We start from the raw sequence: 25,953 nt of genomic DNA, 5'->3' as shown, positions 1-25,953 counted from the left end.
GGTACTATATTTGACGTTAGTGACTGTACCTTCTTGGGGTAAGACAACTATGATATCACCACCACAATTACTAACAGATCCGTTTTTACAATTACCATCAAAAAGTTCTATCCGGGTGGTTTGGTTTACTGAGTTTGTTGGTGATCAACATTTGGTTGTTTATGGTGATAAGTTTAATCATAGTGCGATCGCTAAAACTACTAAACTTAGTCACACTAGGGAAGATCAACTTTCAAGGGTAGCAGATCAAAGGGAAAACGGGAAAATTTATCAACAACCTATAAAGCGCGATATTTGGAGACATGAAGCTGAAGTTACGGGTTTAATTGCTAATGTCCGCATTCCCTATTATGTCACCAGTATTCGAGAAGATGGGGAAAAAGTGAGTAGTGAAGTTTTTACCCTCGCACCTTCTCCAAAACCAGGTACTCCTTTAAAAATTCTCCTCACTTCTGATCATCAATTAAAACCCATGACGGCCGCAAATTTACAAAAGGTGGTGGAAACTGTCGGAAATGTTGATGGAGTATGGTTTGCAGGAGATTTAGTTAATGTTCCAGATCGCGCTTCGGAATGGTTTGATGATAATCGCGGTAATGCTTTATTTCCAGGTTTGCAAGGCCGCGCTCATTATCCAATGGAACATAATGGGGTAAAAGTAACTTATACTGGCAGTAAAATTATTCAAAATGCACCTATGTTTACTTGTATTGGTAATCATGAAGTGATGGGAAGATATGAAAGAACTGAAAATTTAGATGCTGAATTTAATGATACTATTCCCCGTGCAGTGGCTAAAAGTTTGTATGGAGAAGAGTTTTTAAAAACTAATTCTTTTAATACTAATACCTACGAAGAAATTTTTACTTTACCTGAATCTAAATCAGGTGATAAAACCTATTATGCTGTAACTTTTGGTGATGTGCGTTTGGTAGTTTTGTATATCACGAATATGTGGAGACATCCTCAATTAGAATCTGAAAGAAAAGGTAGATATATAGAACCAGAAAAAGATTTAGAAAATCCTGAAAATTGGGGTTATGGACAATTAATTTATGAACCAGTTTTTAAAGGTAGTGATCAATATAATTGGTTACAACAAGAATTAGCAAGTCCTGAATTTAAACAAGCAAAATATAAGGTTGTCATGTTCCATCATCCCCCTCATACTTTGGGAGATAATATTGTTCCAGCTTACACTAACCCTGTCCAAGTTATCAAAAAAGATGAAACAGGAAATATCCAATCTGTCAATTATGAATATCCCAAAAATGCAGATTATATAATTCGTGACGTGATACCTTTATTAGAAAATGCTCAGGTACAGTTAGTATTTTATGGACATTCCCATTTATGGAATAGGTTTGTTAATGATAGCGGAATGCACTTTTTAGAAACTTCTAATGTAGGTAATTCCTATGGTGCAGCTTGGGGTGAAAGAAAACGAGATATTCCTGCAAATCTCCCAGAAAATGATTACACTAGAATTGGTGATCCTAATTATTTAGAACCTGTAATACCAACTATTTCACCATTGTTAGGTGCAGATGGTAAACCATTACCATATATTGCTAGTAATGATATTACAGTTTTTAGTATTTTTGATACGGGAACAGGTACTATTAGCAGTTATCGGTTTGATACGAGAAAACCTGATTCTGAAGTAATCAAATTTGATGAGTTTACAATGGGTAATTTCTAGTTGTTTAAAATTTCTTGTGCTTTTTTGATATTATTACTTACAGAGTTAGCAGATATTTGCAAAGCTGCTTTTTCTTGATCGTTGAGAGTTACTTCTACAATCTTTTCTACACCACCATATCCCAAACGACAAGGAACACCAATAAATAGATCATTTAAACCATATTCACCTTGCAAATAAGCTGCAACTGGTAATAACCGCGACTGATTTAACAAAATTGATTCTATCATCAAAGATGTAGCAGAAGCAGGAGCGAAAAACGCCCCACCTGTGTGCATTAATTCCACAATTTCTGCACCACCATTTCGAGTTCTTTCTACTAATTTTTCGATAGTTTCTGTATCTAACAATTCTGTGATGGGAATACCATTAACGGTAGCATAACGAGTTAAGGGAAGCATTAAATCACCGTGACTTCCTAACACCATTGCTTTCACATCTGCGGGTAAAATTCCTAATTCTAAAGCAATAAAAGTTTCAAATCTAGCTGAGTCTAAAACTCCTGCCATTCCCATGACTTTATTTCTTGGTAAACCTGTAGTTTGCCAGGTTAAATAAGTCATTACATCTAAAGGATTTGTGACAACTATAAAGATAGCATGGGGAGAATGTGCGATCGCATTTTTAGCAGATTCTACTACTATTTTGGCATTAATTTTTAGTAAATTATCTCTTGTCATTCCCGGTTTGCGAGGAAACCCAGCAGTAATCACAACAATATTTGAGTTAGCTGTATCTGCATAATTATTAGTACCAATAATTTGCCGATTATGTAATTCTAAACCCCTAGCTTCTAACAAATCTAAAGCCAAACCTTGGGGCATTCCTTCCACAATATCTAATAATACTACATCAGCTAAATTTTTCTCTGCAATGCGTTGGGCTAAGGTACTACCAACTCTACCCGCACCCACAACGGTTACACGGGGAGATTTACATAAAACTGGTGAAGAGGACATAATCAGTTATTAATTATTAGGAGTCAGTTATCAGTTATCAGTAGGGGTTTAGCACTGCTAAACCCGTACAGGAATCAGAATTAATATTTTCCTGCTTCCTGTTTACTACTATAAGGATAACTATGCAACTTCTAGTTAAACTCTTCCAATTGTTCTAACTTTAACCAAATGTTGGGAGTTGGTACTTTTCCGAACTTAACTAAAGCATAATCACCTTTAATATCTACAATTTCCCCTTGACTCTCAAATAAATAGGAGGGAAAACGAGTATCACTAGCTTTAGCTTCTACACTATTTTCCAACTTCTCGCGGACAGCGCGAACCATAGTACCTTTTTTAACTGCCATAAGTTCCCCTTACATTTGACAAATGTTATTGTTGATAATTTTATCTTGTATTCACAAAAAATATAACCACCTAATTTTTCGTCAGCGGTTTTAGAGAAGGTTGTTGCTGATAGCTTAATACTTACTTTTGTGATTAGTTGATAGATTGCAGCCAAGTTTCTAAATCTGTCACAGCAGTAAAATCTAACAAAGCTTCTCCCAGTTCCTCAAGTTGTTCAATTGATAATGATTGGATTTGTTGAATTAATGATAACTCAATCTCACCAATTCGGCGATTTAGTTGACGGATAATTAGACTTTTTTCTCCCTCTTGTCGTCCCTCTTGTCGTCCTTCTTGTCGTCCTTCTTGTCGTCCTTCTTGTATTGCTTGTTCTTTAAGTTCTTCTAATTGTTGTTGATACATTTGAGATAACTTCATAATCAACTCCTGATCATCTTTATCAATATCTTCTGTTTGACGTTGACGAGCCGATAAAACAGCAATTAGGTCATTTACTAATTGTATTATATGGGAAAGAGAGGGAGTATCTTTAGATAGTGCTTCCAACTCTTCAACTGCTTGTCGTTGAACTTTTCCTTTACCTAATATCCTCAGAAATAGAGTTTCTGGTGTATTGGGTAGTTGATGAATGGCAATGATTACGGTTTTTAATCCTTCTCCCAAAAAATAAATCCCTTGACACCAGTTTTCTTCATCAACGGTAGTATTAAAACTTGCTAAGAGTTCTTCTGATGCAGTAGGAGAAAAAATCCACAAACGCGGTAATTCTGCTTCATTGATACGGGTATTATTGCGGTTAGATTGACGTTCTATTTCTGCATGGATATCAAATAACTTACCCATACAACTGCGAATTTCACTTTTGGTAACTGCATTACGAAATGGCTCAAATATAGCATAATTCCTGGCCATTTGTCCTAAAATTCCCAGTCTTTCTATATTTTCTGACTGGGGTGAAGGAATAAATAAAACGTCTATTTGTCTGACTTCTGCGGTGATATCTTTACTGGTTTCTACTTGGCCATAGGGTGTTAATAGTTCAGTTAGATATTGTTTAGCAAATTGATCGTGTATAAAGCGCGTCATTAATTTAAGTTTATTTAAGAGGTAACAAAAAATCTACCCTGAACAAAATTACTCCTAATTCTGACACTGATCACAAAAATGACTAGAACGCCCACCTAATTTAATCCGCTGTATCACATTACCACAAACCTTACAAGGTTCACTGGCACGATTATAAACCCAAGCTTCACCACCATAGTTACCATTTACACCTTTGACATTGAGGAAATTACTAAAAGTTGTCCCCCCAACGGCAATACTAGCGGACAAAACATCAATCATGGCAGTTCTTAAAGGTTCTATCTTACTTTCATGTAATTCTGTACAGATAGTAGTTGGTAAAATACCACTTTTAAATAAAGCCTCATCAGCATAAATATTACCCAATCCCGCTACTATAGATTGATCTAATAAAGCTGTTTTAATGGGACGACGGGATTTTTGCAGTTTATTTGCTAAATACTCTACCGTGAACTCTGGGGAAAAAGGATCAACTGCTAGTTTAGCTAAACCTGTAATAATACTTTCTACAGGAACTCCACCAGGAACATACCACATTTGCCCAAAAGTGCGTTGATCTATAAACCTTAGTTCTTGGTTATTCTCAAACAATAATCTAACTCTGGTGTGTTTGTGTAAAGGTTCATCTTGATTTAACCATAATAATTGCCCTGTCATTCGCAGATGCACACCCAACCATGAAGAATTGGTAAGTTCAGCTAAAAGATATTTGCCGCGACGATGCCAGGATACAATAGCACTTCCTTGAATATTTTTGATAAATTCTTCAATAGAAAACGGGTAGGCAATGGTGCGTGGTAGCAACACATCCCCTCCCGTCATTTCTGCGTTTAGGGTTAATTGATTTAAACCCCGTCTTACTGTTTCAACTTCAGGCAATTCAGGCATTTGTAAAATATTGAGTTCTGAGTGGAACTAAGGAGATAAAATCAGCATTTAACAGTGTACTGCTTTTTCTTATCCTTAATACTCAGAACTCAGCAGCAAAAATGCTTATTTTGCTTTAGCTTTAGGTGCTTCCACCTCTACTAATTCATCTAAAGCAAAGTTGTTTGTGTTGATGTTAGAGTAATTGACTTTATCGAAACGGACAATTACGGGGTACTTGATACCGCTTTTGTCAACAGTAGCAACTGTTCCTACTTCTTGAAACCAGTAAGACTCAGGACGGAGAATACGAACTTTAGAACCGCGTTGAACCATGATTATTTTCCCTTTTAACGTTCAATTGAGAATAAATTAGGGCTATGTGATTTCAGTCTAGAACTTTTTGAGCCGTGGTCAAGAATCTGAATAAAATCTTAACGGCTTTGAAACCCACTCTCATTCTTACCCGTTTGATAAGTTTCCGCACTGTTTAGATAACATGATCAAAAAATTTATATCCACACACGAATGTATCGGGAGCTGTTGTATAATGTAGCGAGTAAGTTCTTAATTTATTAGTTTGTCATCATGGAAACATTTACATTTACTGTCAGTTCTATTGCCGGGTTAGTTTTTTCAGAAGCATTTAAGGAGATTGGTAAAAGCATCGGTAAGGCAATTTATAACTTTGTAGGTTTTGCGACTTTTATTGTTGTCAGTAAAGTTAGAGATTTTTTAAGAACATCAGAGGTAATGAGACCTCAGTATGCTTGATACTCTAGCTATAGGTGCATAAAATACTAGCGATCTCTAAATTTGTTTCTAGCAGAGATAGTATTTTTCATCCTGTAACAACCAAAAACCAGTATAAGTAACACCAGAATCATCAGGTTGCAGCAATAAAAAATGCAATCCGTGACTTACTTGTTTTCTTTGCTCATAAATTTGAGCCGCTGCGGTAACTTCTGAATTTTCAAAAGTTGCTAGAATCCATCTGTCCGCTAAATCGGCTTCTAAAATTAAACCATCTGGCGCACCAGCTATGTAATTTAAACTGGCGGGTTTAGCTTCTTGTAACCATCTAGCTAAACGCAGGGATTGCTTACCACCATAAATTATTGTGCCGGGAACAGGAACATTAGAAGCTAAACCCAGATTAATAGGTTGCAGAAATTCCGGCATTTGTAAAAAAGGGATCGGACGTTCTGTAAACTCATCTACAAGATCACCAGCACTAATATTTGCAAAGCGCCATTCTTCACCCCAGAGGTTTTCTGGTAAAGGTACTGGTGGTGGTTGATCAATAACTAAGGGATACTGCTTTTCTTGCAGTAATTTTTTTAATGACAATGTGCGACGGGTAGCTTCTACATTAATACCTAAATTATTGCCAGCTACTGTAATTAAACTTAAAGATTGAGGACGAAAAACCTGGATCACATCTGGTAAATTTTCCGCAGATGCCAGTTTAAGCTTTTCTGTTAACCAACTGGAGTTAGCTTGTGACTGGGGACAGGTAGCTAGATATTCAAAGTCACCAGTTGCGTCACAAATCAATAATTCCCATAATACCTGTCCGGCTGCATCTCGTTGGGGACTACGATAAAAATCAACCTGCCAAACCAGACTCATAATAACTACCTACCATAACTAAATAAAAAAATCTACAGGAAAAATATCAAAAAGACCAAGATTTTTTATATCTTCCCTCAGCTTTGTATCCATAGTAAATGTTAGCAAAACAAATCCCTGTAATCTCGCTTGATCACAGGGACTTACTTTTATATTTGGTGGCGGGAAGTGGATTTGAACCACTGACCTTCGGGTTATGAGCCCGACGAGCTACCAGGCTGCTCTATCCCGCGTTGCCTTTGTCTCTCGACTTCATTTAATATAACTCGAAGTCAAGAGTTTGTCAACTACAAAAGCGATAATTCTCCAATTACCTCCAAACGCTTGTATTTACCCAGGTTCATAAACCTTTCGGCGAGGCTTTGGGCAACACTAGGACTAATCCAGCCCATTTGTTGGAGTATATGAATAGCTACGGCATATTTTGCCCGTTTAGCTCCATCCATGACTTTTATGGCCAATCCCATACCTTCACCGAGTCGGCCTATGCACTGTATTCCTTCTGCACCAGATTTACTAATTAGTTCTCCTGGGGCGAGGCGCATTAATTCAGTGTCAAATTCTCCTTCTCCTGCTACCATAGCTGGATGATTATTCATGGCGCGGACAATGCGTTCCATATCTAAGTTATTGCTGGCAGCGAGTACGGCATACAAAGTAGCTATTTGACTGATCTGCATTAAATATGTGGGTGCGCCGCAGTCATCGTGAACGCTGATAAATTCCGCAGCTGGCATTTTTAGCACTTCTGCCACTTTGCTAAGAATTAGTTGCTGCACTGGGTGTTTACGATCCAGATAGTTAGTTAGAGGCCAATGACGTTGTTGGCATACGGCTAACATTCCTGCGTGTTTCCCAGAGCAGTTATATTCTAAGGTACTGCGCTTACCTTCAGGAATAGGACACTGTAGAGTGGTAGGGTCAAGATCAGCACGCCAGAGGATGTTAAATACTTGGCGAACTTGATCCATATTGCCTTTGTGGGAACTGGTGATAATTGCCAGATCGCGATCGCTCAGATCGTACCTTTCCAATGTGCCTGTACTGGTGACAGCTAGGGCTTGAAATGGTTTCAGGGCTGAACGGACAAATGCAGCGGTTTCAGCGTTGCCAGCAACAGAAAGGATTCTTCCCCGGTCGTCACTAATTACAGCTTGGACTATATGCCGAGATTCAATGATACCTTCCCGCAGCAGCCGGACTTCCAGTGCTGTGGCTTGGGTTCTTTTTCCCATTGTCATGGGTTTATATCTATTGTGTAGGTTGTCAGTTGTCAGTGGGAATAGGCAATAAGCAATAGGCAATGGTTTATTCTTCTTGGTTCAGATTTCCAAATGGCTAATGACTAATGACTAATGACCAATGACTAATTCAATTCAATTCAATTCAAATGCCAAATTATAGTACCAGTAAGATACATAAAAGCCAAAGCTGCAAAGGTAATCTGCAAACGTTGGAGAATAGGTTTAATTTCGTAGGTGACAATTAAGCGATCGCGGGTGATCACTTCTAGGGGTTTTGTCCAGGTTTGCCCATCATACCAACCAGATTCTTCATAGAAGACTGTGGCATTATCAAGGCGATCGCGGACATAAAACCAGCCTAGATACAACCGCACCAACACCAGCACTACCATGACACTAGCAGCGGCTGATCCACAAAGAATAAAATGAACAATATGTTTTTGTGGAGGGAAACTAGCCGCTGTTACAGGCCCTGCCACTAGCCATGACCAACCCCAAATCCAGAAAATCTTGGTCAGATAATTGCGCCAACTGGAAGTGGTATGTCGAAAAAACCAAGAATTTTTTAACTCTTCATACTCATTCAGTGGCTGTTGTTCTGTAGGGACGGGACAGTTAGAAACTGAGGTTCTGATCATCTTGGGTTATCCTCACCATCATCAGAGTTTGGTAATGGAATGCGTTCGGCATGAACCCAGAACGCTTCTAAATTATAAAACTCTCTTTCCTTGGGCATCATGATATGGACGATCACATCACCATAGTCCTGCAATACCCAACTGCCTTCTGCTTTCCCTTCTGTCCTCAAAGGACGACGTTGTAGTTCCGTTTTCACCTTATCTTCTATGGCTGCGGAAATTGCCCTTACCTGTACCCGAGAATAGCCCGTCATCATCACAAAATAATCAGATAGGTAAGAAACTCCTGCTAATTTGAGCAATAAAATCTCCCCAGCTTTGCGTTCTGATCCAGCAGCAGCAATAGTTCTGGCTAATTGTTCACTGGTATCATCTGTTTGGATCATGGTGCTATTTACAGTCCTCTGTGTTTGTGCCACAGAAGCTAATGGTAAATTTCCTTGGAAATAATCTGTCATTCAACCTCAGTGCTAATTTCCTTTGATGATTGATTACAAATTGTCTGGTGCAATTACAAACAATTCGCAATTATGTGAGTAGGTTTTCTTGAATACTAACAAAAAAATGGTGGTTGGTGATTAATTACTCTTGTCGTCTTTCCTGAAGTATATTTAAAGGTCATCCTGAAAACGTATTGTTACCAAAAACCTATATAGTTCCAAAAAACATAGACAAATATCTCATGGCTTTCGTTTGCCGGGAATAACCCCGACTTTCTCGGACTACAACGCCACGCCACTTGCTACAAGTCGGGAAACCCGCCCAACGCAGTGGCTCCTCTATCCCTAGACTAAATGCTGTCGGGACTACTTTTCGTAAAATATTCAAACTACCATTGACATCAGCATGAATCAATAAACCATTACCTGCTCTATAAAGTTTAGTTTTGATTCTGCGACCACTAAATTTCACTTCTTTCGAGTCAACTTTGCCATAAGTAGGAATCACATCTTGGTCTAAAAAAGAAGCTACAGAAGTGTAGGACTCCTCAGAAACTAACACCTTCATCCCTACTAATTTCGCTTTATAACTCAACTGCTGTACAAATCGAGTATGAGGAATACAAACAAAGTTTTGATTATTTCTACTGCCTAAATTCCCATTCTGTTTCCAGAATAGATTTTGACCTATTACTAAAGTGCCAATCCCACAGAGTGTGACTTAACTGGTCATTCCCAAATATCTGCTTTAGAAGAGTTATACCAATTCTGTATAAAGATGCGCCAAATTTAGAAAGGAACAAACCACAGAGGTACAGAGAACACAGAGGAGAAAAAGCATTGTTTAAAAATTCGGCGCGGCCTCACAAAGAAATGGTATTAGGATCTGCAAGGGATTAAAAAATAAGCTGGTTGAATAAAAAAAACTGAATTATGAACTTTTATGCTTCCAAAAACCCAAAATGCCCTAAACCTTCTTCAATTCCAGCCGCAAACCCAGTTTTTGCTAAGTAACGATTTTTGTTTGGATTTGCTTTGTGCCACTCCAGTAATTCCTGTTTGGCATTGGCGACAATAATACCTTTTTCTTCCCTGTTTGCAAACAGAGCAATATCATTACCAGAATCACCACAAGCAATAGTTCGTGCTACATCTATTTCTAATTTTTCTCGGACAAAGGTCATTGCCATACCTTTATTGGCTTTACGTGGCACAATGTCTAAATTATTATAGTTTTTATTATCACTGTAACTATAAATAACTTGAATATCTAATCCACTATTTAGTAAAGAATCCTCTAACTCTGATACTATTTGTGTAGTATTTTTTTCCAAGAAGTAGCTAATTTTAAAAGGTCTTTGCTCACTGTCTGGCTGTGGTATTAATTTGGGAAAATTTTCAGCTATTTTGACTACTATTTCTGTATCCCAACTATCAGATAGATACTTAGACCAATTATTATCTATAATTAGTTGATTTTGATGACCATAAGAGTAAACTTCTGTACCTACAGCACAAATAAGAATATCTGGTTTTATAAGTTCTGCTTGTTTTCGTTTTTGGTTCTGTTCTAACTCCTGATACAGATGAAGCGATCGCCCTGTAGAATAAACAATTTTTGTACCGTGTCTGTTGCGGTGGAGTTCTAAATTATGCAAAAGCTTTTCCATGGAATGATCATCACCCACTAATGTGTGGTCTAAATCAGTGATAAAAAGGAATGTCTGTGCATTCATGCAATTTTATTTAACTCCGCTACGACTTGCAAGATTAATTTCTTTTTAAAATCATATGTGCTACCAGCGTTATATTACCACAACTTGATGAAGAATTGAAAAAATCGCCACTCAACTAAATATCAATACCTTACCTTAAAACTATAGATATAAATGGTTTGAGAAAATTCAGTTTTACTAAACTTTGACGAAATTGATCAATTTTTTTGAGAATTTAACTAGAAATTATTACTAATCAGCTTAATCTATTGGTAAAGTTTTTACACCTTAAATATCTTTAAAACTGTAATTTTAATGAGATATAAATATAGCCAGATGATAGATTTCTTATGTAAAATTTTTTCATAAATTTAATATAAATATACAAATATTTATGTTTGCACAAAAAAGTATACTTTTGAATTTATTTTGTATTATAAAAATAATCTAAAATAGTGCCAAAAAAACCATAAATGAGGCATTCTAAAATATAGAAGGTTTATGATGATAAATTTGAAATTGTTCCAGTAAGGGTATTACTGGAATTACAGTCAAGAAAACGTAAAAACAGGGATTTTCATGCACATACCAGATGGATTTATTTCTGTGCCAGTGGCAGCAGTTACAAGTTTAGCTAGTGGAGGAGCTTTATTAGTTAGTTTTGGGCGATCGCAAACAGCATTCGGTATTCGTCGCGCTCCAGTACTGGGTTTAACTACAGCCTTTATTTTTGCAGCCCAAATGATCAACTTTCCCGTAGCGGGAGGAACTAGCGGACACCTTTTAGGAGGCGCATTAGCAGCTATTATTTTAGGTAGTCCCTGGGCAGGAATGTTATGTATTGCCACAGTTTTAATTATTCAAGCAGTGCTGTTTGCTGATGGTGGTATTACTGCCTTGGGGGCAAATATTTTAAACATGGGAGTGATAGGGGTTTGGGTGGCTTGGTTATTAACCCAGACTTTACAAAGATTCTTAGGTGGTTCTAAAGCACGTTTACCCCTAGCTGCTGGAATAGCAGCTGGTGTCAGTGTAGTAGTAGCAGCGATGGCCTGCGCCATACAATTGGCAATTTCAGGAACAGCACCAGTTAACCTAGTTTTAGCCTCCATGGCTGGTGTACATATTTTGATCGGCGTGGGTGAAGGATTAATTACTGGAGGTGTGTTAGCATATTTAGCCACAGCCCGCCCAGATTTATTACCAGGTGAAGAACAGAAATTTCGTGGCTGGCTAACGCCTGTAGTCGGTATTTTATTAGTTGCTGGTGTATTGTCCTTGTTTGCTTCTGCTTGGCCTGACGGTTTAGAAAAAGTAGCAGAAAATCTGGGTTTCATTGATTTAAGTGAACAAGTACGAATAGTTGTACCTACACCTTTAGCTGATTATGGTATCCAAGGTTTAGGGCAAATTGGGACGAGTATTGCAGGTTTAGTCGGTGCTGGGGCTTGCTTTGCAGTAGCCTTTGGAATTGCCAAAGTTATGAAACCTAAGAATGCTTAAAATTTCCTTACCATTACGTTTACAACTGTCCTTAATTATCGTCATTGGGGCAGCTTTTTTAAAACATTATGCCTGGTATAACTTACTGGTGTATGGGGCGATCGCTCTTTTATGGATGGGAATATCAAGGGTTTCTATCCGTAAATTAGGGGGTTTACTGGGTGCAGAAGTAATTTTTCTATCATTAGTAGCCTTACCTTTGGGATGGGAAAAAGCGAGTTTTTTGATGGTGCGATCGCTAATTTGTTTAATCATCATGAATAGCTTTTTACTCACTTTACCCCCCCACAGTTTTGGTATTGCTCTTAAAGGTTTACCCTTACCCATACCATTAAAAGAAAATTTACTTTTAGCAGGGCAATATCTAGAAATATTACTTTCAGAAGTCACCAGAATGCAGCGCAGCGCCCAATTAAGAGGACTAAATGGTGTTGGGGGATGGTTACGCTATGCAAGTGCAGCTATGATTGGAGCTTTATATCTTCGTACCTTAGAAAGAGCAGAGAGAGTATATGGCGCAATGGTAACTCGTGGTTACAACGGGCAACTACCCATAGATTCTACCCTTACCGCCAAGGAACGTTTTACACTAATTGCAGTAGGGATAGTCGTTACCTGTATAACCTTGAGTTCTTATACTATGCCCATTTAAATAAATATATTGTTTGTTTAGATTGGTAATTGGTGATTCGGATATTATTATTAATCTTTCCCTGTTTCCTGCATCCTGACTATTAAATTTGAGTGGTGAATCTTGACATCCTTAACATCTAACCCCCAAAACTATCGTTCTCGTCCTCATCATGCTATTGTTGAGGTCAAGAATTTGGTCTATGCCTATTTACACCAACAACCAGTATTAAAAGATATATCATTTAGCTTAAATTCAGGCGATCGCGTGGCCTTGATGGGTGCAACTGGTTCAGGAAAAAGCACCCTTTTAGAAAATTTGATCGGCTTAAAACATCCCCATAGTGGCACAGTGACAATTAATGGTATTCCAGTAGAACCAAATACCTTATCCAAAGTACGTCAGCACATAGGCTTTACCTTCCAAGATGCCAACGATCAATTATTTATGCCTACCATCCTGGAAGATATCACCTTTGGACCTCGCAACTATGGTATTTCTCCCGCAGTAGCCAAGGATAAAGCACAAGAATTATTAGCAGAATTTGGCTTAGAAGCTTATGCTCACCGTTCAGCCCATGAACTTTCAGGAGGACAAAGACGTTTAGCAGCCTTAGCCTCAATATTAGCCCTAGATCCGGCAATATTGATTTTAGATGAACCAACAACCGGACTAGATCCGGCATGGCGACGACATTTAGCCCAAGTATTATTAAAATTACCAGTACAGGTGATGTTAATTGCTTCCCACGATTTACAGTGGTTAGGCAGAGTAACCCAACGCGCTTTAGTTCTATCAGAAGGCAAAATTCAAATAGATAGCGAAATTAAACCTCTGCTACAAGATGGGGAAACCTTAGATCAACTAGGATTACCAGTAGATTGGTAACGGCGGCAGTCGGTAGGGGAAGATAGGGTAATGGTGAGTTGGGGAGTTAGGGTGATGAATAACCCAATGCCCAATGCCCAATGCCCAATGCCCAATGCCCAATGCCCAATGACTAAAGACTAATTATTAGTTACTATTAATGGGATTTTCATCCTATTAACATCTTGATATTTATTGTGCGTAAGTATACAGTTATTGCTCCCATGAGCCTGAGTATTGCTTTATTCGTCACCAGTTGTAGTGAAAGTAAAATTTCCCAGTGTCAACGACTGATTACATCTGTAAATCAAGGAACATCATTAATTGAGAACAATAAAGGTACACAAGTGACAACAAGTTTGAAACTTGCCAAAGACTTGGAAAATGTTAATAAATCAATTGAAAAACTAAAATTAACAGATCCCGAACTTCAGAAATTTCAAACCAACTTTGTAAATTTATTTGATCAACTTAGTCAAGCGATCGCCAAAGCAGGTAAAGCCTTGGGTGCAACAAAAAATGCAGAAGCTTCTAACACTGGGAGACAAAAAATTCACAGTGCCAGAAAAGATATTGAGTCCATACTGACAGCAGCAAAAACCACTGGTAAAGAATCAGATAATTTCGGGAATCAGCTAAATCAGTATTGTAGTCAACCCCAATAAATCTAAAATTCAAGCATTCTAGAATTCAGGATTTTTAGAATTTATATATCCCCGACTTCTTCAAGGATTCGGGGTTCTAGTTTTGAAATAAGTTGATGGCAGTTATAAATCCATAAAAGTGATTGATTATGAAAGTAGAATTAATTGAATTACTCACTAGAGTCATCCAAGTATTACAAATCAATATGCGCTGGATGACATGGAATTTATTTTTAGCTTTTATACCTTTAGCTTTAAGTGTTTGGTTATTTAGAACTAACCGTGGACGCTCTTGGGTATGGTGGTTAGGTTTTTTAGTTTTCTATGCCTTTTTGCCTAATGCGCCTTATTTATTAACTGATATAATTCATCTCATAGATGATATTCGTAACATCCAATCAATTTGGATGATTACATTAGTCTTAATTCCTGTTTATTTTATAGTCATTCTTGCTGGATTTCAAGCCTATGTTATATCTCTAATTAACCTAGGCCATTATTTACACCGTATTGGTCAAAGTAAATGGATTTTAGGTATTGAATTAATTACCCATGCCCTTAATTCTATAGGTATTTATTGGGGGCGGTTTTTACGTTTTAATAGCTGGGATTTTGTCACTCAACCAGATGCAATAATCACTAAAGGTATTGAAGAAATTCTTGGTAAACAACCTTTAGTAATTATAGCTATTACCTTCATTATTCTTTGTGGATTATACTGGTTAATCAAACGGGTAAATCTAGGTTTTGTCAATCAAAATACCAAGCATCAATCATATACTAATCATATTCATCATTCTAGCTAATTTAAACATTGATAAATAAAATCTCTCCAAAGAAGTAAATAAAACAGCATAATTCTGATCCAAAGAAAGATGCAGACTCACCAAGTCAGGGGTTGAAATTATTATATCTTCTCAAACCTCTTGATAGGAAAAAATAATAATATGACATCCTTATCTATTGATGCACTAAAAACCTTAGCAGAAAATCCCCAAACCCCTTCCCTATCTATTTATTTACCCACAAAAAAAGCAGGGGCAGAAATCCGCCAAAATCCCATTCGGTTTAAAAATTTAATCAAGGAAGCACAGGAAAATTTAGAAGCGATGGGGTTGAGACATACAGAAGCAATCAATTTTCTGCAACCTGCGATGGAATTAGCTCAAGATGATTTTTGGGAACATCAAGATCAAGGATTAGTAATTTTTATTTCCCCTAATTTATTTCGTTACTACTGTTTACCAACTGAATTTCCAGAATTAGTGGTAGTTAGTGAGCAATTTCATCTGAAACCACTACTGCATTTTATTAATAATGAAGGTAAATTTTTTGTTTTAGCATTAAGTCAAAAAGATGTGAAGTTTTTTGTAGGTACAGCCCATAATCTCAATGAGATTGAAGTCGAAAATATGCCCCATAGTCTCCAAGAAACTATATTAGAAGATGAGTTTCAAAACGGTGTACAACATAGAGTAGGAACAGTGAGAGGACGAAGAACAGCGGCTGAACATCCAGGATCATTTCATGGACAAGGTAGTCCTGATAGAGAAAAGCATGAAGCAGATATTTCCAACTTTTTCCGCATTATTAATACAGAATTAATTAAGAAAATAAGTACAGAAAAAGCCCCTTTAGTTTTAGCAGGTGTAGAATATCTTTTACCCATTTACCAAGATGCAAATACTTATCCCTATCTATTCACAGAAAGTATTACTGGTAATCCAGAAGTTATGACTTGTGAACAGTTACATCATCAAGCTTGGCAAATTGTAGCCCCATTATTTGAGCAAGATAAAAAGTTTGCTATGGAACGTTATCAACAATTAGCAGGAGAAGGAATAGAAAAAGCTGTTAGTGATATTAAAACAATTGTTCCCGCAGCTTATTATCAACGAATTGATTCTTTGTTTGTGGCTGTAGATCAGCAACAATGGGGAAAATTTGATCTAGACAATACAACTTTAGATTTACACAAGGAACCTGAACCAGATGATAAAGATATGTTAGATTTTGCTGCTATTCATACTTTGTTAAATGGTGGTAGAGTTTATACTCTGACATCTGAGGAAATGCCAAATGGAACAAATGTGGCGGCAATTTTAAGATACTGATGTATATCTGCTAATTAAAATTTAATTAGCATCAATATGGCGGGTATCTTGCCCGCACCACACTTTACATTTCATTACATTTTTGTATTCATAGATTAGATTATTATTAGATAATTTTTAGACTAAATTTACCCAAAATCTTCCCAATGCTGAACTTAGAACCAGGATTAATAGTTTCCTGTCAAGCACCCGTAGACTCGCCATTACATGATCCTGATATCATTGCCGCAATGGCACAAGCCGCAGCTAATAATGGTGCTGTAGGTGTGAGAATTGACACCCCCATTCATATCCAAGCAGTGAGAAAAAAAGTTAAACTGCCAATTATTGGACTATGGAAGCAAGTTATAGCAGGTTCTGAAGTTTACATTACCCCCCAGTTTCATCATGCTGTCGCGGTCGCTGAAGCGGGAGCGGATATCATCGCTATAGATGCAACCACCAGAAAACGTCCTGGTAATGAAAAATTAATTGATATTATTAACCGCATTCATCAAGAATTGCATAAGCCAGTCATGGCAGATGTAGATACATTCGATGCAGCAAAATTAGCTGTAGAAGCAGGTGCAGATATTGTTGGTACAACTCTTTTTGGTTACACTAGCGAAACCAAGAAGTTTACCCCACCTGGATGGGAACTACTCACCCAAATAGTAAAAAAATTAGATACCTTTGTTATTTGTGAAGGTGGTATTTCTTCGCCAACAGAAGCAAAAAAAGCATTAGATTTAGGTGCAAATGCTGTTGTGGTTGGCACAGCAATAACAGGTATTGATTTACAAGTTCAAGCTTATAAAACAGCCCTCAATTGTTAAATTCGTGATAATTTTTCTACTACTTTTGACGTTTTTATGTTGTAGTTAATTCAACGGATATGATGTTACCAAAAATTAGGCTATAATCCCAACTGCATAAATCCTGTTTTTGTCATCTGCCACATTCAGGATACTTTATTACCCGCTTTATGCTTAAATCCCAATTGCATAATTCCAAATTAAAGATGAAAAAATTAATTTTTTGGTGTTAAATGTTGAGTATTGCCTAAATTTGTTAAATTAAACCCACAGCAATAATAAACTGTGGTCATAATGTGGTCATCGGAATTAATGTAGGAGTGAATGAGAATAGTATGTTTCTACGTAAAAATCTTTTTTGTTTACCCAGTCTAGCAACTCTAGCTGTTTTGGGTAGTGGACTCTCTGCAATTGCAGAAACAACCCAACCAGCACAAATGGCTGAAAACCAGGAAAATATGGAAGCAGTACAACAGTTTCCTGATATTGCAACGAACGAAACAGATCGTACTATTGTACCTGTTCCCGGAACAGCGGCTACTTCATCAATGATGTTGATTTCTGCAAACCCAACTTCTGCTTCTGAGTCAGCATCCACTCAAACGCTACCAGAAAATCAAATTGCTCAATCAGATATTGGTGTTGGTAGACCTACTCGTGGTGGTAGTAGTTATGTTGGTCTTGCAGGTAATATTGGTTTAAGTGGTGGAGAATCAGCTTTAGCTGATGGTAATTTCGCAGTTATCAGTAAGATTGGTTTTACCCGTTCTTTATCGGTTAGACCATCTGCTGTTTTAGGAGATGACACAACATTTTTGATTCCTCTTACCTATGATTTCTCCTTTCAATCCATTGGAGATCCATTTAGTGAACGTTTACCTATTGCTCCCTATGTAGGTGTAGGTGCTGCTATTAAAACTGGTGATAATTCGGAAACTGCGGTGATGGTGACAGGTGGTGTTGATGTACCTCTAAATAATAGATTTACTGCTACTGCTGCTGTTAACGCCGGATTTTTTGATCAAACTGATATCGGTTTATTAGTTGGCGTTGGTTACAACTTTAGCGGTTTTTAGAAACTTGATTTAACTATTTTTTATGATTTAAGAGCTATGAGTTATTTAATTCATAACTCTTTTTTTATGGTTGGGGTTCAGAATTGAACGCAGATAAATGCAGATGGTCAATTGATGATTTGCGAGATTTTGGTTAATTTTTTGGTGGGATTAAAGGAACAATTACTGATTGTTTATTTTCTAAATAGCTAATATCTACAAATAAATAAGGGTAGGCTTAATTACCCACCCTTATAAATTTTAATTTTACGGTATAAATTACACCGAACCGCCGGCTGCTTGAAAGCGAGCGCGGGCGCGTTTAAAGGCTTGATTAGCCTGAATTTGTGCTTGACGATCTTCTGAGGAAGTTTGGTTTAATTTGGTTTGTGCTTCGTTGTAAGCTTTGCGGGCTGCTTCTAAATCAATAGCATCACCACGTTCAGCACCATTAACAAGAATGGTAACTTCATCTTCGTCAACTTCAGCAAAACCACCTAAAAGAGCGATCGCTTGCCAGTTAGAATTTTTATCAGCACGAACACGCATTACGCCTGTATCTAATGCTGTTAACATAGGTGCGTGTCCAGTTAATACGCCCAACTGACCAGTAGTGCTTGGTAGAACTACCTCATCAGCTGAAGCATCCCAGACAGTTTTATCTGGGGCAATTACACGAACGGTCAGAGTCATAATTCTTTAATTTCTACTTAGTAATTAGGTGACAGTTGACAGGTGACAGGTGACAGACTTGAGGTGAAAGGTGACAGGTGAGCCACTGTGGTGGACGGGTTTCCCGACATAAACAAGTGGCGAACCCCGAAGGGGTGACAGGTGACAGTATGAACTGTTTTCTGTTACCTGGTCTCCATTACCTGTTCCCTATTCCCTGTTCCCTTCTATTAGCCTTTGAGCTTTTCAGCTTTAGCGATCGCTTCGTTGATATCGCCTACCAAGTAGAAAGCTTGCTCTGGCAGATCATCCAATTCGCCAGCTAGAATTCTTTGGAAACCTTTGATGGTGTCTTCCAATTTCACATACTTACCAGGAGAACCGGTAAATACTTCAGCTACGAAGAAGGGTTGAGATAAGAAACGTTCGATTTTACGAGCGCGTGCTACGGTCAGACGGTCGTCTTCAGACAATTCATCTAAACCGAGAATAGCAATAATATCTTGTAATTCTTTGTAACGTTGTAAGGTTGATTGAACAGCACGAGCAGTATCGTAGTGTTCCTTACCAACGATGTTGGGTTGCAACATTGTCGAAGTAGAACCCAGAGGATCAACCGCAGGATAGATACCTTTAGATGCCAAACCACGAGACAATACTGTTGTACCGTCTAAGTGAGCAAAGGTAGTAGCAGGTGCGGGGTCAGTTAAGTCATCCGCAGGTACATATACAGCTTGAATAGAAGTAATAGAACCTTCAGTTGTAGAGGTAATCCGTTCTTGTAAAGCACCTACGTCAGTACCGAGAGTAGGCTGATATCCTACAGCAGAAGGCATCCGACCCAAGAGCGCAGATACTTCAGAACCAGCTTGTACAAAGCGGAAAATATTGTCAACAAACAAAAGTACGTCTTGCTTGTTTACATCACGGAAGTATTCAGCCATGGTCAAACCAGACAAACCAACCCGCATTCTCGCACCGGGTGGTTCATTCATTTGACCATAAACTAGAGCAATTTTAGATTCATTGAGGTTATCTTTGTTGATTACCCCAGATTCCATCATTTCGTTGTAGAGGTCATTACCTTCACGGGTGCGTTCACCTACACCAGCAAATACAGACACACCACCGTGTTGAGTAGCGATGTTGTTGATCAATTCCATCATGATCACGGTTTTACCAACACCAGCACCGCCAAATAGACCAATTTTTCCACCACGACGGTAGGGAGTTAACAAGTCAACAACTTTAATCCCGGTTTCAAATACAGAAGGTTTGGTTTCCAATTCTGTGAGTTTGGGAGCATCACGGTGAATGGGGAGAGTAGATTCAGCGTTTACAGGGCCTCGGTTGTCTACGGGTTCGCCTAAAACGTTGAAAATACGACCTAGAGTAGCTTTACCTACGGGTACGCTGATAGGAGCGCCAGTATCAACAACTTCCAGACCACGGGTTAAACCGTCAGTGGTACTCATAGCTACGGCTCTAACTTGGTTATCGCCTAAAAGTTGCTGTACTTCAACGGTGAGGCTGATTTCTTGCCCAGCTTCGTTAGTACCATTGATGGTCAAAGCATTGTAGATTTGGGGTAATTTACCGCCAGGGAATTTAACGTCTACAACCGGACCAATAATTTGGGTAATGTAACCTATGTTTGTTTTTTCTGCGGTGGTGACCATGCTGCGCCTAATGTAATGAAGCTAGTTTTCAGTATCGGTCGTTAAAGACCAGAAGATCAAGCAATATCATCTCTAAGGTTAGCACTGAACGACCCCTTCTTTGCCTTAAATTCATTATTAAGACTTGATCCAAAATTGTCAGAAGTGGCTATAGCTTGCGTGACGACGTAGGAGTCATACGCCACGCTGCGCGAACAGGATACTCAAGATTAAAGGATGAACAGGATGAAAGCAGGGATTAAAATCTAATGACTCGGTTTATACATGATCAATTCGCCAAACAATATCTAACGGAACTATTAACACCTTATGGGCAAGTAGAAACCAGCAAAGATATCACCGCAGAAGTCAGACAAGTTGACGTATTATTTATTCCTTCACCCCAACCAACAAAAAGTCTAGAAACCCTGGGAATAATAGGGAAAATGGCTACAAGTTATGCCATATTTGAACCATTCCGTAACCCTGTCAGCAAGAGTGAAATTCGCAGTTGTATGGGTAAACTGTTTGACATTCATGCAGAACTAGAAAGGCAAGCTAAACGCAATGATACGCGAATCAATGAAGCTGAATTGCCTTATCTGTGGATTTTTACGCCTACAGCATCAGTAGAAATACTAGAGAGCTTTAATGGTATTGTAAATGAAGATATATGGGGGAAAGGCATCTATTTTTTGCCAAAAGGATTAAAAACCGTAGTTGTGGCAATTCATCAACTACCCAGTACACCCGAAACGCTGTTTCTGCGGATATTAGGAAAAGGAAAAGTACAAAGACAAGCAGTGGAACAATTAGAAGCACTAGCAAATAATAGTCCATTTCTTGGGGATATTATAGAATTAGTACATAACCTAATTGCTGTATTATCGGCTCGTCAGCGTCAAGAACAAGATATTGATCAAGATGATCAGGAGTTAATTATGAAACTATCAGAAATGTATCAACAACAATTAGAAGAACTTAAAAAACAAGGACTTCAAGAAGGACGACAAGAAGGACGACAAGAAGGACGACAAGAAGGACAACGAGAAGGTGTAGAAAGAGAACGACGGGCTATGATTGAAAGTATTTTACAAGTGCGGTTTGGTGCAATTGATTCACAGTTAGCAACAATTATCAATCCTCTCATTGCTATGAATAGAGAAGAATTTACTCCTTTGCTTTTACAATTATCTCGTGAGGAGTTATTGGCTAGATTTGTGTGAATTTGGCAGAATAAAAATGAATAACGATCAGGTAAGGGTTTAGTAGTGCTAAATCCCTACATACTTTTCCCTTCCACTTCGCTCAGGGAACGGGAGCGTTTTTGTAATGAGTGTCATTTTAACATTATTAAATAGAAGAAATTGGAAGTCTGTGGTATTAAAAATAAAAATGCCATGTCTAGATTTGACAAGGCAGGGATTGAATTATATTTAGTGATAAATTAATTTATGCTTTAACTGCGGTTTTGCGTTTGCGAAGAGAGGTAACGCCAAAAGCACCTAAACCTAAGATACCAATCAGGGAAGCAGGTTCGGGAACGGCAGTAGCAGTAGCATATTGATAAACAAGGTTATCAACGTATAATTCATTCCCATTAAGAGGTGTGTCAATGGTAGCATAAGCAATTGAATTACTCCCTGCATTTAAACCAATGAAACCATTTGGAAAACCACCAGCACGAGGCAATGTTGTCCAGTCTAGAGTAAGGTTTTCAATTAAATTATTGGCGTTGTCAAAGATGCTAAGAGTAATGTCAGCATTATTGGCTAAAAAATCAAGACCAAAAGCAGATACTGGATTAAGAAAATCAAAACGGATTACCGATGCGTCTGCCCCATCATAATAGGTATTTCCACTGACTGAACCAATCGAACCAACAGAAAGTATTCTACCATTTGTTACGGTTACATTACCATCAGTAGCAACTGTGCTGTTTGGTGCAGAGCTTTCAAAATCAAAATTAACTGCATCAGCATTAAAATCAGAACGATTAATACTAGCAGCTTGAGCGTTTCCTACTGCACCCAGAGTAACTACCGCTGCACCTGCGGCAGCCATTGATAATTTTTTCAATACATTCACTGTAGTCATAATCTTATTTCCCTGAAAAACGAGTTTTTTCTTGCCTTCAATGCCACTGATAGTAATACTGGCTTCTTATGCCTGTAAAGCAGTTTTTACCAACTTCACAGAACATTTACTGAAAGAAAAGCTACTACTTTCCGGGGCGGTAGCGTTGAAATACTTACTTGACAAGGCTTGTATACTCATCAGTCAGCATATCTAACCAATATTTATGTTTAAAGTTATCGTGAAGCTAGTATAAATATTGATTTAATCAACGCTATGAAAAAGCTATTGATTGTTGGTGTTTTCTGCTCCAAACGCCCGCAATTACCTTAAAATAGTAATATGTCGCCTCATCCCTATTGCTTATGAACTTCTCGTCAGCACGTCAATATTTTTACCAAGAGATTCAACAACCTGACGAGTCTATCAACTTGGCTAAAGCTGCTTTATATATTTCCCAAGAAGAATATCCAGATATTGATCCGGAAGAATACTTAAATGCCCTTGATACAATGGCGACAGAATTAGAAGAACGTTTACCATCTTCCCGTTATCCTCTGCGGATAATTCAAAGTATTAACCAGTATTTATACGACGAATTGGGTTTTACCGGCAATAAAGGCGATTATTATGATCCGCGTAACAGTTTTTTCAATGATGTTATAGAACGCAGAACTGGGATTCCGATTACGTTAGCTTTAGTTTATATGGAGGTAGGAAAACGGATTGATTTCCCGATGGTGGGAATAGGAATGCCAGGACATTTTTTAATTCGTCCAGATATTGCAGATATAGAAATTTTTGTGGATGCTTTCAATGGTGGTGAGGTGATGTTTCCTCAAGACTGTCAGGAAAGGTTATCACAAATTTATCAACAAGAGGTAACTTTACAACCTGAATTTTTAGCAGTTGTCAGTAACAAGCATTTTTTAGCTAGGATGCTGACTAATTTAAAATATATTTATTTACAAAAGCAGGATTTAGAAAAAACTCTATCTGTGGTAGAGCGAATTTTATTGTTGTTTCCTGGTGTGAGTTTAGAAATCAGGGATCGAGGTTTACTGTATTATCAACTTGGTCATTTTACCCAAGCTGTGGAAGATTTACAAGGTTATCTCAGTAAAGTTCCTGATGCTGAGGATGCTCATGTAATTCAGCAATTACTTGGTAAGTTAGGTGACAATAATGATTAGTTGCTAATTTTGGGAATATCCAGAATTTTTAATTGGGTGTAGGTAATATTTAATTCCCGAAGATAATTATAATTACAGTTGCTATGTCTTTTGATATGTGAGTATTATGTAATTCATAAGTTTTTTTTATCTCACATATTATGAAATCTATTCTGCAAAACTACGTAGAGAAGGAAATATGGTTGCTAATACGGGACAAATGGTACTTTGCTAGGATTATGAAGGTTGCAGATGATTTATTGTGGTTTAAACATAAAACTCACAACAAAGAGACAGAAGAAGATACTTTATGGGAAATGGTAGTTAATATCAATGAAGTTATTGGCATTGATAAAGTGATATCGGTGATGAGTAGAAAACCGGATGTATTTATGTCTCGGTTATTGGAAGTAGACAATAACACAAATAATCATCAACAAGACCACGACAAATGATGAACTAGGTGATTCATTGGTTACTAGATAAATTATTTTTGGGTGTGATAGCTTTGGTAAATCTGCGCCAGAGCGATCGCACCACTTTTTTTTGTTGGATCGTATGTAAAATAGTAAAAGCCAAAAATGTGTATGCTAACCAAAAATGTAAATTTCTACCAATTTCCACCATGTCTGAATTTTCGGGGAACATATCAGGTAAAAGAATTCCAAAAACTTTGACATTATTACTTTTATAGGAATTGGAAAGTAAGAAACCAGTCACAGGAACAACCCACATAAAGATATATAAACTGGTATGAAGGGTGACAGTTTTTATCCATTCGCGGGTAAATTTGGGAAATCTTTTTGTATATTTGCGCCACCAAACCCGCAATAATACTAAAATTCGCCAAGTGAGAATGGCCATTGTTAAAGCACCAATGGATTTATGAAAATCGTAAAGAGAAGGACGCATAAAAACCCCATCCTCTAACCTGGACATTAATGTTCCAGTGAAAAACAGTATTAAATAACCAATTGACATCCACCAATGGATAGACATTAGATGTTTAAAGGCGGAATTTTTTCTAGGTTTAGAGTGTGTATTCATAAACATTAACTAAAAAGACGTTCATCCAGGGAAGCTAGACCAGCACCAGAAATTTCAGCAAAAATGCTAATGAGACGATAAAGCGTGATTGAGCTAATTACCAAAGCAGCAGGAAAACGATGTTGTAAAATAGCGATTGCCGTAGCTTCAAATACCCCCAAACCACCAGGAGCGCCTGGTATAACTAACCCTAGTACCCAAGCAAAACTAAAAGCACCCAGTAATAAAGGTATCTGACTCCAGCTAAACGAGTGTAAAGCAAACATTGTTAGTATAAACCCAGTTCCGCGTAACAGCAGAAAAATTAATTCCCCCAACAAAGGAAGTAAAGGGTAGCGTGCAATATTTAAAACAATTATAGACTGATTCTCAGATTGGGAATTTTGATTATTTAACCTGTTATTTTTAAATTTGGTTAAAAATTTAATTATAGGATTTAGAACCAAAGGATGTACAGCAGCAAGTAAGAGAAATAAACTAATAAATTTTATAAAACTTATCCAGATATTAGTATTGTTAAACGCTAATTGACCAGCAAATAAAATCACCATAATTAAAGCCGCAGCAGCCATCAGTAAGGGTTCTAGTAAAACACTTAAAGTCGCAGCACCAGGATCAACATTAGCATTTTTAGCTGCTAAAATTCGCCCATAATAATGCCAAACATTACCAGGTAAATATTTAGCGACATTTGTTTTCAGATAAACCTGAATAAATTCCCCAGGTGATACAGACTGATTTAATTCTTTTAAAATCCATGTCCACATCCAGCCAGCCCAAATGTGAGCCAATAAGGTTACACCTGTAGCAACTGCTAAAACTGACCATCCTGCGGCATCAATACGAATAGAACTTACTTCTAACCAATTATCCTTTAAGGCTGTACCTACAAAAAATAGAGTTCCTCCGAGAATAAACCAGCGTAAAATTTTTTTCATTTTTAGTCAGATATGAAGATGAAAATTACCCAAATGATTATATTAAATTATATCTATCTCTGGGTAGAAAAACTAAATTACCAAGAAAGAGAAAATGTCACCCACGGTAGAGGTAGATTTATATAAAGAATATTACACTTGATAGGAGTCG

General features: G+C 37.6%; 29 protein-coding genes and 1 tRNA gene. 13 read left to right on the top strand and 17 right to left on the bottom strand.

All coding sequences use genetic code 11. From position 1 onward, the window contains the following. Window positions 1–49 precede the first annotated feature (49 nt). The gene (locus WJM97_RS01185; protein WP_353931253.1) at window positions 50–1,702 is read left to right on the top strand and encodes a metallophosphoesterase; all 1,653 of its coding nucleotides are present in this window, start codon (window positions 50–52) and stop codon (window positions 1,700–1,702) included. Here the strand turns inward: WJM97_RS01185 and mdh are convergent. From mdh to WJM97_RS01160, 5 genes are all read right to left on the bottom strand, one after another. Next, the gene (mdh, locus tag WJM97_RS01180) at window positions 1,699–2,661 is read right to left on the bottom strand and encodes a malate dehydrogenase (protein ID WP_353931252.1); all 963 of its coding nucleotides are present in this window, start codon (window positions 2,659–2,661) and stop codon (window positions 1,699–1,701) included. The genes WJM97_RS01185 and mdh overlap by 4 nt on opposite strands. A 131-nt stretch (window positions 2,662–2,792) precedes the next feature. Next, window positions 2,793–3,008: an NAD(P)H-quinone oxidoreductase subunit O gene (locus WJM97_RS01175; RefSeq protein WP_353931251.1), complete on the bottom strand. Its 216-nt coding sequence runs from the start codon at window positions 3,006–3,008 to the stop codon at window positions 2,793–2,795. A gap of 133 nt (window positions 3,009–3,141) precedes the next feature. Further along, window positions 3,142–4,095, bottom strand: a complete 954-nt coding sequence (locus WJM97_RS01170) for a DUF4351 domain-containing protein (protein WP_353931250.1) — start codon at window positions 4,093–4,095, stop codon at window positions 3,142–3,144. Window positions 4,096–4,149: 54 nt separating this feature from the next. Then, window positions 4,150–4,983: a DNA-formamidopyrimidine glycosylase gene (locus WJM97_RS01165; RefSeq protein ID WP_353931249.1), complete on the bottom strand. Its 834-nt coding sequence runs from the start codon at window positions 4,981–4,983 to the stop codon at window positions 4,150–4,152. A 105-nt stretch (window positions 4,984–5,088) separates the two neighbouring features. Beyond that, a complete protein-coding gene (locus tag WJM97_RS01160; protein ID WP_353931248.1) occupies window positions 5,089–5,298 on the bottom strand; it encodes a photosystem I reaction center subunit IV in 210 nt (69 codons plus the stop codon). Between the two features lie 252 nt (window positions 5,299–5,550). Here WJM97_RS01160 and WJM97_RS01155 point away from each other — a divergent pair, with 252 nt between their 5' ends. After that, window positions 5,551–5,736, top strand: a complete 186-nt coding sequence (locus tag WJM97_RS01155; RefSeq protein WP_353931247.1) for a hypothetical protein — start codon at window positions 5,551–5,553, stop codon at window positions 5,734–5,736. 48 nt (window positions 5,737–5,784) lie between these two features. On the opposite strand, the gene WJM97_RS01150 is transcribed toward WJM97_RS01155, so the two are convergent. The 7 genes from WJM97_RS01150 to WJM97_RS01120 all read right to left on the bottom strand — a co-directional run bounded on the left by WJM97_RS01150 (window position 5,785) and on the right by WJM97_RS01120 (window position 10,652). Then, the gene (locus tag WJM97_RS01150; RefSeq protein ID WP_353931246.1) at window positions 5,785–6,594 is read right to left on the bottom strand and encodes a Tab2/Atab2 family RNA-binding protein; all 810 of its coding nucleotides are present in this window, start codon (window positions 6,592–6,594) and stop codon (window positions 5,785–5,787) included. Between the two features lie 156 nt (window positions 6,595–6,750). After that, a tRNA-Met gene (locus WJM97_RS01145) sits at window positions 6,751–6,827 on the bottom strand. Between the two features lie 54 nt (window positions 6,828–6,881). Further along, complete coding sequence (locus WJM97_RS01140; RefSeq protein ID WP_353931245.1) at window positions 6,882–7,835, bottom strand: asparaginase; 954 nt, start codon at window positions 7,833–7,835, stop codon at window positions 6,882–6,884. Between the two features lie 140 nt (window positions 7,836–7,975). Then, entirely contained in the window at window positions 7,976–8,476 is a 501-nt protein-coding gene (locus tag WJM97_RS01135) for a CGLD27 family protein (RefSeq protein WP_353931244.1), read from the bottom strand. Then, window positions 8,473–8,934, bottom strand: coding sequence for a ribosome silencing factor (gene rsfS, locus WJM97_RS01130; RefSeq protein ID WP_353931243.1), 462 nt, complete (start codon window positions 8,932–8,934; stop codon window positions 8,473–8,475). The genes WJM97_RS01135 and rsfS overlap by 4 nt, the downstream gene beginning before the upstream one ends. A gap of 190 nt (window positions 8,935–9,124) precedes the next feature. Next, entirely contained in the window at window positions 9,125–9,511 is a 387-nt protein-coding gene (locus WJM97_RS01125; RefSeq protein ID WP_353931242.1) for a hypothetical protein, read from the bottom strand. A 346-nt stretch (window positions 9,512–9,857) separates the two neighbouring features. After that, window positions 9,858–10,652 carry a sucrose-phosphate phosphatase gene (locus WJM97_RS01120; RefSeq protein WP_353931241.1) on the bottom strand — a complete coding sequence of 265 codons (795 nt, stop codon included), beginning with the start codon at window positions 10,650–10,652 and terminating at the stop codon, window positions 9,858–9,860. Window positions 10,653–11,210: 558 nt separating this feature from the next. On the opposite strand from WJM97_RS01120, the gene WJM97_RS01115 reads away from it, so the two are divergent. The 8 genes from WJM97_RS01115 to WJM97_RS01080 all read left to right on the top strand — a co-directional run bounded on the left by WJM97_RS01115 (window position 11,211) and on the right by WJM97_RS01080 (window position 18,260). Further along, a complete protein-coding gene (locus tag WJM97_RS01115; RefSeq protein ID WP_353931240.1) occupies window positions 11,211–12,134 on the top strand; it encodes an energy-coupling factor ABC transporter permease in 924 nt (307 codons plus the stop codon). Next, window positions 12,127–12,786, top strand: a complete 660-nt coding sequence (locus WJM97_RS01110; RefSeq protein ID WP_353931239.1) for an energy-coupling factor transporter transmembrane protein EcfT — start codon at window positions 12,127–12,129, stop codon at window positions 12,784–12,786. Before WJM97_RS01115 ends, WJM97_RS01110 begins: the two co-directional genes overlap by 8 nt. A gap of 102 nt (window positions 12,787–12,888) precedes the next feature. Next, on the top strand, window positions 12,889–13,653 hold the full coding sequence (locus tag WJM97_RS01105) for an ABC transporter ATP-binding protein (protein ID WP_353931238.1): 765 nt from the start codon (window positions 12,889–12,891) through the stop codon (window positions 13,651–13,653). Between the two features lie 167 nt (window positions 13,654–13,820). After that, the gene (locus WJM97_RS01100) at window positions 13,821–14,297 is read left to right on the top strand and encodes a hypothetical protein (RefSeq protein ID WP_353933077.1); all 477 of its coding nucleotides are present in this window, start codon (window positions 13,821–13,823) and stop codon (window positions 14,295–14,297) included. 128 nt (window positions 14,298–14,425) lie between these two features. After that, complete coding sequence (locus WJM97_RS01095) at window positions 14,426–15,082, top strand: DUF1361 domain-containing protein (RefSeq protein ID WP_353931237.1); 657 nt, start codon at window positions 14,426–14,428, stop codon at window positions 15,080–15,082. Between the two features lie 141 nt (window positions 15,083–15,223). Next, the gene (locus WJM97_RS01090) at window positions 15,224–16,390 is read left to right on the top strand and encodes a hypothetical protein (RefSeq protein ID WP_353931236.1); all 1,167 of its coding nucleotides are present in this window, start codon (window positions 15,224–15,226) and stop codon (window positions 16,388–16,390) included. 146 nt (window positions 16,391–16,536) lie between these two features. Then, the gene (locus WJM97_RS01085) at window positions 16,537–17,205 is read left to right on the top strand and encodes an N-acetylmannosamine-6-phosphate 2-epimerase (protein ID WP_353931235.1); all 669 of its coding nucleotides are present in this window, start codon (window positions 16,537–16,539) and stop codon (window positions 17,203–17,205) included. A gap of 314 nt (window positions 17,206–17,519) precedes the next feature. After that, complete coding sequence (locus WJM97_RS01080; RefSeq protein WP_353931234.1) at window positions 17,520–18,260, top strand: hypothetical protein; 741 nt, start codon at window positions 17,520–17,522, stop codon at window positions 18,258–18,260. A gap of 258 nt (window positions 18,261–18,518) precedes the next feature. Here the strand turns inward: WJM97_RS01080 and atpC are convergent, their stop codons facing one another. Both atpC and atpD read right to left on the bottom strand, forming a co-directional pair. Then, on the bottom strand, window positions 18,519–18,932 hold the full coding sequence (gene atpC / locus WJM97_RS01075) for an ATP synthase F1 subunit epsilon (RefSeq protein WP_353931233.1): 414 nt from the start codon (window positions 18,930–18,932) through the stop codon (window positions 18,519–18,521). 209 nt (window positions 18,933–19,141) lie between these two features. Continuing rightward, window positions 19,142–20,590 (bottom strand): F0F1 ATP synthase subunit beta, encoded by a 1,449-nt coding sequence (atpD, locus tag WJM97_RS01070; RefSeq protein WP_353931232.1) that lies wholly within the window; start codon window positions 20,588–20,590, stop codon window positions 19,142–19,144. A gap of 248 nt (window positions 20,591–20,838) precedes the next feature. Here atpD and WJM97_RS01065 point away from each other — a divergent pair, with 248 nt between their 5' ends. Next, window positions 20,839–21,795, top strand: a complete 957-nt coding sequence (locus WJM97_RS01065; RefSeq protein WP_353931231.1) for a hypothetical protein — start codon at window positions 20,839–20,841, stop codon at window positions 21,793–21,795. A gap of 226 nt (window positions 21,796–22,021) precedes the next feature. On the opposite strand, the gene WJM97_RS01060 is transcribed toward WJM97_RS01065, so the two are convergent. Next, entirely contained in the window at window positions 22,022–22,666 is a 645-nt protein-coding gene (locus WJM97_RS01060) for a PEP-CTERM sorting domain-containing protein (RefSeq protein WP_353931230.1), read from the bottom strand. Window positions 22,667–23,010: 344 nt separating this feature from the next. Here WJM97_RS01060 and WJM97_RS01055 point away from each other — a divergent pair, with 344 nt between their 5' ends. Both WJM97_RS01055 and WJM97_RS01050 read left to right on the top strand, forming a co-directional pair. Then, complete coding sequence (locus tag WJM97_RS01055; protein ID WP_353931229.1) at window positions 23,011–23,838, top strand: SirB1 family protein; 828 nt, start codon at window positions 23,011–23,013, stop codon at window positions 23,836–23,838. Between the two features lie 140 nt (window positions 23,839–23,978). After that, window positions 23,979–24,272: a hypothetical protein gene (locus WJM97_RS01050; protein ID WP_353931228.1), complete on the top strand. Its 294-nt coding sequence runs from the start codon at window positions 23,979–23,981 to the stop codon at window positions 24,270–24,272. Window positions 24,273–24,285: 13 nt separating this feature from the next. On the opposite strand, the gene WJM97_RS01045 is transcribed toward WJM97_RS01050, so the two are convergent. Both WJM97_RS01045 and WJM97_RS01040 read right to left on the bottom strand, forming a co-directional pair. Continuing rightward, a complete protein-coding gene (locus WJM97_RS01045; protein ID WP_353931227.1) occupies window positions 24,286–24,756 on the bottom strand; it encodes a cytochrome b/b6 domain-containing protein in 471 nt (156 codons plus the stop codon). 113 nt (window positions 24,757–24,869) lie between these two features. Next, window positions 24,870–25,802, bottom strand: a complete 933-nt coding sequence (locus WJM97_RS01040; protein ID WP_353931226.1) for a lysylphosphatidylglycerol synthase domain-containing protein — start codon at window positions 25,800–25,802, stop codon at window positions 24,870–24,872. Window positions 25,803–25,953 lie beyond the last annotated feature (151 nt).

It is taken from the genome of Okeanomitos corallinicola TIOX110, assembly GCF_038050375.1.
GTDB lineage: Bacteria > Cyanobacteriota > Cyanobacteriia > Cyanobacteriales > Nostocaceae > Okeanomitos > Okeanomitos corallinicola.
Note: the sequence above shows the minus strand (reverse complement) of the source record. Positions and strands in the feature narration are given on the sequence as shown.

Bases quoted from the DNA above. Each gene is read 5' to 3' on its own strand.
- WJM97_RS01185 (WP_353931253.1), top strand. From the start codon at position 50: ATGATATCACCACCACAATTACTAACAGATCCGTTTTTACAATTACCA.
- mdh (WP_353931252.1), bottom strand. From the start codon at position 2,661: ATGTCCTCTTCACCAGTTTTATGTAAATCTCCCCGTGTAACCGTTGTG.
- WJM97_RS01175 (WP_353931251.1), bottom strand. From the start codon at position 3,008: ATGGCAGTTAAAAAAGGTACTATGGTTCGCGCTGTCCGCGAGAAGTTG.
- WJM97_RS01170 (WP_353931250.1), bottom strand. From the start codon at position 4,095: ATGACGCGCTTTATACACGATCAATTTGCTAAACAATATCTAACTGAA.
- WJM97_RS01165 (WP_353931249.1), bottom strand. From the start codon at position 4,983: ATGCCTGAATTGCCTGAAGTTGAAACAGTAAGACGGGGTTTAAATCAA.
- WJM97_RS01160 (WP_353931248.1), bottom strand. From the start codon at position 5,298: ATGGTTCAACGCGGTTCTAAAGTTCGTATTCTCCGTCCTGAGTCTTAC.
- WJM97_RS01155 (WP_353931247.1), top strand. From the start codon at position 5,551: ATGGAAACATTTACATTTACTGTCAGTTCTATTGCCGGGTTAGTTTTT.
- WJM97_RS01150 (WP_353931246.1), bottom strand. From the start codon at position 6,594: ATGAGTCTGGTTTGGCAGGTTGATTTTTATCGTAGTCCCCAACGAGAT.
- WJM97_RS01140 (WP_353931245.1), bottom strand. From the start codon at position 7,835: ATGACAATGGGAAAAAGAACCCAAGCCACAGCACTGGAAGTCCGGCTG.
- WJM97_RS01135 (WP_353931244.1), bottom strand. From the start codon at position 8,476: ATGATCAGAACCTCAGTTTCTAACTGTCCCGTCCCTACAGAACAACAG.
- rsfS (WP_353931243.1), bottom strand. From the start codon at position 8,934: ATGACAGATTATTTCCAAGGAAATTTACCATTAGCTTCTGTGGCACAA.
- WJM97_RS01120 (WP_353931241.1), bottom strand. From the start codon at position 10,652: ATGAATGCACAGACATTCCTTTTTATCACTGATTTAGACCACACATTA.
- WJM97_RS01115 (WP_353931240.1), top strand. From the start codon at position 11,211: ATGCACATACCAGATGGATTTATTTCTGTGCCAGTGGCAGCAGTTACA.
- WJM97_RS01110 (WP_353931239.1), top strand. From the start codon at position 12,127: ATGCTTAAAATTTCCTTACCATTACGTTTACAACTGTCCTTAATTATC.
- WJM97_RS01095 (WP_353931237.1), top strand. From the start codon at position 14,426: ATGAAAGTAGAATTAATTGAATTACTCACTAGAGTCATCCAAGTATTA.
- WJM97_RS01090 (WP_353931236.1), top strand. From the start codon at position 15,224: ATGACATCCTTATCTATTGATGCACTAAAAACCTTAGCAGAAAATCCC.
- WJM97_RS01085 (WP_353931235.1), top strand. From the start codon at position 16,537: ATGCTGAACTTAGAACCAGGATTAATAGTTTCCTGTCAAGCACCCGTA.
- WJM97_RS01080 (WP_353931234.1), top strand. From the start codon at position 17,520: ATGTTTCTACGTAAAAATCTTTTTTGTTTACCCAGTCTAGCAACTCTA.
- atpC (WP_353931233.1), bottom strand. From the start codon at position 18,932: ATGACTCTGACCGTTCGTGTAATTGCCCCAGATAAAACTGTCTGGGAT.
- atpD (WP_353931232.1), bottom strand. From the start codon at position 20,590: ATGGTCACCACCGCAGAAAAAACAAACATAGGTTACATTACCCAAATT.
- WJM97_RS01065 (WP_353931231.1), top strand. From the start codon at position 20,839: ATGACTCGGTTTATACATGATCAATTCGCCAAACAATATCTAACGGAA.
- WJM97_RS01060 (WP_353931230.1), bottom strand. From the start codon at position 22,666: ATGACTACAGTGAATGTATTGAAAAAATTATCAATGGCTGCCGCAGGT.
- WJM97_RS01055 (WP_353931229.1), top strand. From the start codon at position 23,011: ATGAACTTCTCGTCAGCACGTCAATATTTTTACCAAGAGATTCAACAA.
- WJM97_RS01050 (WP_353931228.1), top strand. From the start codon at position 23,979: ATGAAATCTATTCTGCAAAACTACGTAGAGAAGGAAATATGGTTGCTA.
- WJM97_RS01045 (WP_353931227.1), bottom strand. From the start codon at position 24,756: ATGTCCAGGTTAGAGGATGGGGTTTTTATGCGTCCTTCTCTTTACGAT.
- WJM97_RS01040 (WP_353931226.1), bottom strand. From the start codon at position 25,802: ATGAAAAAAATTTTACGCTGGTTTATTCTCGGAGGAACTCTATTTTTT.